This is a genomic window from Ideonella sp. P3_A4 (genome assembly GCF_056403075.1).
In genome coordinates this window covers 1-8,401 of record NZ_JBFUGE010000258.1, presented here as the reverse complement: position 1 = coordinate 8,401, position 8,401 = coordinate 1, and the positions used below count along the sequence as shown (strand labels likewise).

Genomic DNA, 8,401 nt, shown 5'->3' with positions numbered 1-8,401 from the left:
TCGCTGCCCCCGACCGACGCGCCGCCGCCGCCCGATGCGATGCAACTGGTCCTGTCGCCCAAGCAGCCGAAGCTGTCGCCGAAAGACCAGGCAGCGGTGAACCAGATGCTGCAGTCCAAGGGCTGCACCTGCCTGCAGGACAACAGCTGCGGCAAGGGCCCCTGGGCCGAGCAGCCTTTCGTGGTGCGTGGCTACGCGCCCAAGTGCCCGACCCTGGCTTCCAACGCGCCGCACTGACGCAACGGGCGCGGGGCAGGCGGAGCCTGCTGCCGGCCCACGACTGCGCCACCCGCGCCAACTGCTGCGGCCGAAACGAAGTGCGCTGAGCCCGGCGCACCGTTCGAGCACGGCCATCCATCGGCCGATCCGGGCCGCGAGCCCGGGCGCCTTGCGCCTACCCGTCGAATCCCTGACTTGCGTCAAACCCGGTGGCGCCGTTATCATTTACCGACCGTTCGGTCTATTAATTCTGGGCGCCGGATTCGAGCGACCCGAAGATGCCCCGCAGGAGACACCGCGCATGCCCGTGAAGACGCCCGCCCCCGGCGACCTGGAAGCCATCGAGACCGCCAGCCGCGATGAGCTGCAGGCCCTGCAGCTGCGCCGCCTGCAACGCACGCTGGATCGCGCCTACGCCAACGTGCCGCACTACCGCAAGGCCTTCGAGGCGAAGCGCGTTCACCCGCTGGATGTGCGCAGCCTGGCCGATCTGGCCAAGTTCCCATTCACCACCAAGCACGACCTGCGCGCCAACTACCCCTTCGGCATGTTCGCAGTGCCGCGCGAGCAGGTGGTGCGTGTGCATGCGTCGTCGGGCACCACCGGCAAGCCGACTGTCGTCGGCTACACCAAGGGCGACATCGACACCTGGGCCAACCTGATGGCGCGCTCGATCCGCGCCGCCGGTGGCCGCGCCGGCGACATCGTCCACGTGGCCTACGGTTACGGCCTGTTCACAGGCGGCCTGGGTGCGCATTACGGCGCCGAGCGGCTGGGCTGCACGGTGATCCCGATGTCCGGCGGCCAGACCGAGAAGCAGGTCCAGCTGATCCGCGACTTCAAGCCCGACATCATCATGGTCACGCCGAGCTACATGCAGGTGATCATCGAAGAGTTCCGCCGCCATGGCCTGAACCCGCGCGAGATGCCGATCAAGGTCGGCATCTTCGGCGCCGAACCGTGGACCGAGGCGATGCGCCGCGACATCGAGGCCAGCGCTGGCATCGATGCGGTCGACATCTATGGCCTGTCCGAGGTGATGGGCCCGGGCGTGGCCAGCGAATGCGTCGAGAGCAAGGACGGCCCGGTCCTGTGGGAAGACCATTTCTACCCCGAGATCATCGACCCCGAAACCGGCGAGGTGCTGCCCGACGGCGCCGAGGGTGAACTGGTCATCACCTCGTTGACCAAGGAAGCCTTCCCGGTCATCCGCTACCGCACGCGCGACCTGACGCGACTGCTGCCGCCGACCTCGCGCAGCATGCGGCGCATCGGCAAGATCGTCGGCCGCTCCGACGACATGCTGATCATCCGCGGCGTCAACGTCTTCCCGACGCAGATCGAGGAACTGGTGCTGCAGACCATGGGGCTGTCGGGCCAGTACCAGATCGTCGTCACCCGCGAAGGCAACCTGGACGAAGTGCAGGTGCTGGCCGAAGTGTTGCCCACCCATGTGAGCGCAGACCGCGCCTCGATGGCCCAGCAGCTGCAGAACCGCATCAAGAACCTGATTGGCGTCAGCACCCGCGTCGACGTGGGAATGCCTGATTCGATCGAACGAACCCTGGTTGGAAAAGCGCGTCGAGTGATCGACAAGCGCCCCCGCTGAAAGGAGCTCACATGTACACCCAAGCCATGGACACCGCGCCGAAGGAAGAGCGCAAGGCCATTCGCACGGCCGAAGAGGCGGTGCTGGAAGAGCGCTTCGAGGCGCGCATCGACGAAGGCGCCTTCATCGAAGCGAAGGACTGGATGCCCGAGCACTACCGCAAGACGCTGGTGCGCCAGATCAGCCAGCACGCGCACTCCGAGATCGTCGGCATGCTGCCTGAGGGCAACTGGATCACGCGCGCACCGACACTCAAGCGCAAGACCATTCTGCTGGCCAAGGCGCAGGACGAAGCGGGCCACGGCCTGTACCTGTACTCGGCCGCCGAGACGCTGGGCACCAGCCGCGACCAGATGGTCACCGCGCTGCACACCGGCAAGGCCAAGTACAGCTCGATCTTCAACTACCCGACGCTGACCTGGGCCGACGTCGGCGTGATCGGCTGGTTGGTTGACGGCGCGGCGATCATGAACCAGATCCCCCTGTGCCGTTGCTCGTATGCGCCGTATGCGCGGGCGATGATCCGCGTCTGCAAGGAAGAAAGCTTCCATCAGCGCCAGGGCTTCGACTCGCTGCTGGTGATGATGACCGACGGCACGCCCGAGCAGAAGGCGATGGTGCAGGACGCAACCAACCGCTGGTGGTGGCCGAGCCTGATGATGTTCGGCCCGCCGGATGCCGACAGCCCGAACACTGCGCAGTCGATGCGCTGGGGCATCAAGCGCTTGTCGAACGACGACCTGCGCCAGAAGTTCGTCGACGCGACGGTCGAGCAGGCCAAGGTGCTGGGCGTTTCGCTGCCCGACCCACTGCTGAAGTGGAACGCCGAGCGCGATCACTACGACTTCGGCCCGATCGACTGGGAAGAGTTCTGGCGCGTGGTCGGTGGCGACGGCCCCTGCAACCGCGAGCGCCTGGCCGCGCGCGTGAAAGCCTGGGACGACGGCGCCTGGGTGCGCGAAGCCGCGCTGGCCCATGCCTGCAAGAAGACCACTGCCTCCCAAGCAGCTTGAAGGAGCAATACGAAATGACAACGCAAAACGAATGGCCGCTGTGGGAAGTCTTCGTCCGCCCGAAGGCCGGCCTCGACCACAAGCACTGCGGCAGCCTGCACGCCAGTGACGCCAAGATGGCGGTGCAACTGGCGCGTGACGTCTACACCCGCCGCATGGAAGGCACGAGTGTCTGGGTCGTKCGCTCGGACCAGATCGTCGCCTCCGACCCGGCCGACAAGGACATGTACTTCGACCCGGCCGAGGACAAGGTGTACCGCCACCCGACGTTCTACGAGCTGCCCGAGTCCGTGAACCACATGTAATTTGAATCGCCGGGACGGGCGCGGCCAGCGCTGGGCCGCTCCCGAGCGGCCGCGTCACCCTCTTGGAGGGTGACGCCGGTACCCCGGCGGCGGGAGCCAACATTCATGACGCCATCGATCACCCCCCCGAACGACCTGCGCGCGCGCTACCTGCTGCGCGTGGCCGACACTTGTTTGATCCACGCCCAGCGCCWGKCAGARTGGWGCGGCCACGGCCCGATCCTSGARGARGACATCGCGCTGACCAACATGKCGCTCGACCTSSTSGGCCAGGCGCGCGCGCTGCTCACGCATGTGGGGCAGGGCGCCGCAACGCCTGTCGACGAAGACCAACTGGCCTTCCTGCGCGAAGAGCGCGACTACCTGAACATGACGCTGGCCGAGCTGCCGGGCCGCAAGGGCGGGCGCGACTTTGGTGATGCGGTGCTGCGCAACCTCTTCCTCGGCACGTGGCTGCACCTGTTCTGGCAACGCCTGCAGGCCAGCAGCGACGCCGAAGTGGCGGGCATCGCCGGCAAGGCGGTGAAGGAGGCGCGTTACCACGTCGAACATGCATCCGACTGGGTTGTGCGCCTGGGCGACGGCACCGAAGAGTCGACCCGCCGCATGCGCCAGGCGCTGGACAACCTGTGGCTGTACGTCGCCGAGTTGTTCGAAGACGACGAGGCTGATGCGAACGCGGTGGCCACCGGTCTGGGCCCGGCGCGCAGCGAACTGCGTGCCGGCTGGCAGGCGGCCGTGGGTGCCGTGCTGGCCGATGCCAAGCTGGCCCTGCCGAAAGACAGTGCATTCCGTTCGACCGGCAGCTGCGGTGTGCACAGCGAGCACCTGGGCTACATGCTGGCCGAGATGCAGCACCTGCAGCGCAGCTACCCCGGCGGCAAGTGGTGACCCACATGGTCGACACCCGCGGCCTGTTCCCGACGCTGCCGACACCGGACGCGCGCTGGGCGCTGCCCGACGCGCCGGTAYGCCGAGCGGGTGAGAGCCGCGTCGAGCGCGCCTGGCACGTGCTGGGCGGCGTGCCGGACCCGGAAGTGCCGGCGCTGTCGGTGGTCGACCTGGGCCTCGTGCGCGAGGTCATCGACACCGGCGCGGGCTTGGCCGTGACCGTGACGCCGACCTACTCGGGCTGCCCGGCGACCGAGCAGATCAACGAGGCGATCGTGCGTGCGCTGGAGGAAGACGGGCTCGGGCCCGTCAGCGTGACGATGCGCCGCGCACCGGCATGGACGACCGACTGGATCAGCGAAGCCGGCCGCGATCGCTTGCGTGCCTACGGCATTGCGCCGCCGGGCCGCTGCGGCGAAGACAACACCTCGCCGATCCGCATCATTGCGCGTGGCATCGATTGCCCGCAGTGCGGCAGCGCGCAGACCGAGCGCTTGTCTGCCTTTGGCTCCACGGCATGCAAGGCGATGTACCGCTGCCTCAACTGTCGCGAGCCCTTCGAACACTTCAAGCCGATCTGACGAAATGACCACCTTGCACTTCCACCCGCTGCGTGTGCGCGAAGTCCGCCCCGACACCGACGAGGCGATGATTGTTTCGTTCGACGTCCCCGGCGAGCACGCCGAGTTGTTCAAGTTCACGCAGGGCCAGTACCTGACCGTGCGCCACGATGTGGACGGGCAGGACGTGCGCCGCTCGTACTCGATCTGCGCCGGGCTGGACGATGGTGAGCTGCGCGTCGGCGTGCGCAAGGTCGCTGGCGGCATCTTCTCGAACTGGCTGCACCAGCACCTGAAGGCCGGTGACACGCTGCAGGTGATGCCGCCGCAGGGCCGCTTCTTCGTGCCGCTGGAGCCCGAAGCGCCGCGCCACTACCTGGGTCTGGCTGGCGGCAGCGGCATCACGCCGATCCTGTCGATCATGAAGACGGTGCTCAAGCGCGAGCCGGGCAGCCGCTTCACGCTGGTCTACGGCAACCGCCGCGCGGCGTCGACGATGTTCAAGGAAGAACTCGAAGACCTGAAGAACCGCTACATGACGCGGCTGACGCTGCACCATGTGTTCAGCGACGAGCAGGTCGATTCACCGCTGAACATGGGCATGATGAACCGCGAGAAGATTGCCGAGTTCCTGCGCACGGTGATCGACGTCAGCCACATCGACCACGCCTTCGTTTGCGGCCCGTACGCGATGAACGACGAAGGCGAAGCTGCACTGCTCGAAGCGGGCATGCCGCAAGAAGGCATCCACATCGAGCGCTTCGGCATCGCGCTGCAATCGGCCGGCGACCTGGCCAAGCTGCATGCGCCGAAGGAAGGCGACGCCGACAACGCCAAGATCACTGTAGTGCGCGATGGGCTCACGCGCGACATCGTCTTCCGCAAGACCGACCCGAGCATTCTTGATGCCGCCTCGGCGGCGGGCATGGACGTGCCGTTCTCCTGCAAGTCCGGCGTCTGCGGCACTTGCCGTGCCAAGCTGATCGACGGCGAGGTGCGCATGGACCGCAACTTCGCACTCGAAAAATCCGAAGTCGCCGACGGCTTCATCCTCACCTGCCAGGCGCACCCGCTGACGCCTTGCGTGACCGTGTCGTTCGACGAGCGCTGAAACCGCCGACATGGCCCGCCCCCGCTCCGCCGGCTACGACGACCAGCGCGACCAGATCCTCGCGAAGGCTTCGGCCTTGTTCGCGCAGCAGGGCTATACCGCGACGTCGATGAACCAGGTCGCCGCAGCCTGCGATCTGTCGAAAGCGGCGCTGTACCACTATGTGCGTGACAAGCATGCGCTGTTGGCACTGGTGGCCGAGGCGCATGTGAAGCGGCTCGAAGCGGTGGTCGAAGACGTGTTGGCGCAGCCACTCACGCCCGAAGCGCGCTTGCGAGAGTTAATCGTGCGTTTCGTGCGCGAATACTCGAACGCGCAGAACGAGCACCGCGTGCTGACCGAAGACGTGAAGTTTCTCGAAGACGCCGAGCGCGAGCGCGTGCTCGGCATCGAGCGCCGCGTGGTCAATGCCTTTGCCGAGGCGGTGGCTGCTGTGAGGCCTGCGCTGAAGCCCGCTGAATTGCACAAGCCGCTGACGATGCTGCTGTTCGGCATGATCAACTGGATGTTCACTTGGCTCAAACCCGTTGAAGATGGCCAACGCTTGACCCACGAGCAGATGGCTCCGATGGTGGCCGAGCTGTTTTTTGGTGGACTGGGCGCGGTCAGCGTGCCGGCCATGCCCGAACCCGTGTCGCACTCCCGCAAGAAGACCCCTCGAAAGGAGACTGCCCTGTGAAAGCCTTGAAGACTCTCGTCGCCGCTGCCTGCGTGCTGGCTGCCGGCGCCGCGTTCGCCGACATCAATGTCGGCGTCACGGTGTCGTCCACCGGCCCGGCTGCTTCACTCGGCATTCCCGAGAAGAACACGATCGCGCTGATGCCGACGACGATCGCCGGGCAGAAGGTCAACTACATCGTGCTCGACGATGCGTCGGACACGACCAAGGCGGTGGCCAACACGCGCCGCCTGATCGCCGAAGACAAGGTCGACGTCATCCTCGGCTCGACGACCACGCCGAACTCGCTGGCGATGATCGACGCGGTCTCCGAAGCGCAGGTGCCGATGATCTCGATGGCCGCTTCGGCGCGCATCGTCGAGCCGCAGGACGCGAAGAAGCGCTGGGTTTTCAAGACGCCGCAGAACGACATCATGATGTCGCTGGCCATCGTCTCGCACATGGCCGACGCGAAGATCAAGACGGTCGGCTTCATCGGTTTTGCCGATGCTTACGGCGAAGGCTGGTACGGTGAGTTCAGCAAGGCCGCCGGCATCAAGGGCATCCAGCTCGTCGCGAGCGAACGCTATGCGCGCACCGACTCTTCGGTCACGGCGCAGGTGCTGAAGCTCGTCGGCGCCAAGCCCGACGCGGTGTTGATCGCCGGCTCCGGCACGCCCGCCGCGCTGCCGGCCTCGGCGCTGGCGGAACGCGGCTACACCGGCAAGGTCTACCAGACGCACGGTGTGGCCAACAATGACTTCCTGCGCGTCGGCGGCAAGAATGTCGAAGGCGAGTTCCTGCCCAGCGGCCCGGTGCTGGTGGCGGATCAGTTGCCCTCAGGCCACCCGGTGAAGAAGTCGGCCCAGGACTACGTGGCCAAGTACGAGGCGATGTACGGCAAGGGCTCGGTGTCGACCTTTGGCGCGCATGCGTGGGACGCAGGTCTGCTGATGGCCACCGCCGTTCCGAACGCGTTGAAGAAGGCCAAGCCGGGCACGCCGGAGTTCCGAGTCGCGTTGCGTGATGCACTGGAGCAGGTCAAAGAGCTGGCCGGCGCGCATGGCATCTTCAACATGTCGCCGAACGACCACCTCGGTCTCGATCAACGCGCACGCGTGATGGTCAAGATTGACAAGGGCGCATGGAAATTCCAACCCTGACAACCCGCTCGCCCTGAGCCTGTCGAAGGGCCGGTGCGCGCCGACGGCGTGACAAGGCTTCGACATGCTCAGCCCGGACGGTTTTGGGGCCGGGCCCAGACCCTTTCACACAACCGGAAGCACAAGCCCGTTCGGCCTGAGCCTGTCGAAGGCCAGGCCGAAGCCACGACGGCCATCCAGCTCTCCTTCCTGCAAAAAACATCCTCATGAGCACCACGCTTCAACTCCAAAGCTTCATCGCCGGCCGCTGGATCGGCAGCGACGCCGCGCAGACGCTGCGCAGCGCCATCAACGGCCAGCCCGTGGCCCGCACCCATGCCGACGTGATCCACTTCGGTGAGGCGCTCGACTACGCGCGGGGCACCGGCTTGCCCGGCCTGATGGCGCTGAACTTCCAGCAGCGCGCCGCACGGCTGAAGGCGTTGGCCAAATACCTGAACGAGCGCAAAGAGCAGCTCTACGCGATCTCGGCCCACACCGGTGCGACGCGCAACGACAGCTGGATCGACATCGAAGGCGGCACCGGCACATTGTTCGCCTACGCCAGCATGGGCTCGGCAGAGCTGCCGAGCAGCAATGTCGTGCACGAAGGCCCTGTCGTGCCGCTGGGCAAGAAGGGCGGCTTTGCCGGCACGCACATCCTGGCGCCACGCGGCGGTGTCGCGGTGCACATCAATGCGTTCAATTTCCCGATCTGGGGCCTGCTCGAAAAGTTCGCGCCCAGCTTCCTGGCCGGCATGCCTTGCATCGGCAAGCCCGCTACCGCGACCAGCTACCTGACCGAAGCGATGATGCGGCTGGTCGATGAATCCGGCATCCTGCCGCCGGGCAGCCTGCAGTTGGTGATTGGTGGCACCGGCGATTTGCTGGAC

The 8,401-nt window shown here is 66.3% G+C and carries 10 protein-coding genes; all 10 read left to right on the top strand.

Annotated elements, in window-relative coordinates; genetic code table 11:
* The coding region (locus AC1DYI_RS20350; RefSeq protein ID WP_477205951.1) for a hypothetical protein at nt 1-237 on the top strand (237 nt) is incomplete at its 5' end.
* Nucleotides 238-520: 283 nt separating this feature from the next.
* Entirely contained in the window at nt 521-1,828 is a 1,308-nt protein-coding gene (gene paaK, locus AC1DYI_RS20345) for a phenylacetate--CoA ligase PaaK (protein ID WP_477205950.1), read from the top strand.
* 11 nt (nt 1,829-1,839) lie between these two features.
* The gene (gene paaA / locus AC1DYI_RS20340; RefSeq protein ID WP_477205949.1) at nt 1,840-2,841 is read left to right on the top strand and encodes a 1,2-phenylacetyl-CoA epoxidase subunit PaaA; all 1,002 of its coding nucleotides are present in this window, start codon (nt 1,840-1,842) and stop codon (nt 2,839-2,841) included.
* A gap of 14 nt (nt 2,842-2,855) precedes the next feature.
* On the top strand, nt 2,856-3,146 hold the full coding sequence (paaB, locus tag AC1DYI_RS20335; RefSeq protein ID WP_374562276.1) for a 1,2-phenylacetyl-CoA epoxidase subunit PaaB: 291 nt from the start codon (nt 2,856-2,858) through the stop codon (nt 3,144-3,146).
* Between the two features lie 105 nt (nt 3,147-3,251).
* On the top strand, nt 3,252-4,037 hold the full coding sequence (paaC, locus tag AC1DYI_RS20330) for a 1,2-phenylacetyl-CoA epoxidase subunit PaaC (RefSeq protein ID WP_477205948.1): 786 nt from the start codon (nt 3,252-3,254) through the stop codon (nt 4,035-4,037).
* 5 nt (nt 4,038-4,042) lie between these two features.
* Nucleotides 4,043-4,618, top strand: coding sequence for a 1,2-phenylacetyl-CoA epoxidase subunit PaaD (gene paaD / locus AC1DYI_RS20325; protein ID WP_477205947.1), 576 nt, complete (start codon nt 4,043-4,045; stop codon nt 4,616-4,618).
* Nucleotides 4,619-4,622: 4 nt separating this feature from the next.
* On the top strand, nt 4,623-5,708 hold the full coding sequence (paaE, locus tag AC1DYI_RS20320) for a 1,2-phenylacetyl-CoA epoxidase subunit PaaE (RefSeq protein ID WP_477205946.1): 1,086 nt from the start codon (nt 4,623-4,625) through the stop codon (nt 5,706-5,708).
* A 10-nt stretch (nt 5,709-5,718) separates the two neighbouring features.
* Nucleotides 5,719-6,387: a TetR/AcrR family transcriptional regulator gene (locus tag AC1DYI_RS20315; protein WP_477205945.1), complete on the top strand. Its 669-nt coding sequence runs from the start codon at nt 5,719-5,721 to the stop codon at nt 6,385-6,387.
* The gene (locus AC1DYI_RS20310; RefSeq protein WP_477205944.1) at nt 6,384-7,529 is read left to right on the top strand and encodes an ABC transporter substrate-binding protein; all 1,146 of its coding nucleotides are present in this window, start codon (nt 6,384-6,386) and stop codon (nt 7,527-7,529) included. The genes AC1DYI_RS20315 and AC1DYI_RS20310 overlap by 4 nt, the downstream gene beginning before the upstream one ends.
* 206 nt (nt 7,530-7,735) lie before the next feature.
* On the top strand, nt 7,736-8,401 hold a 666-nt coding region (locus AC1DYI_RS20305), incomplete at its 3' end, for an aldehyde dehydrogenase family protein (RefSeq protein WP_477205943.1).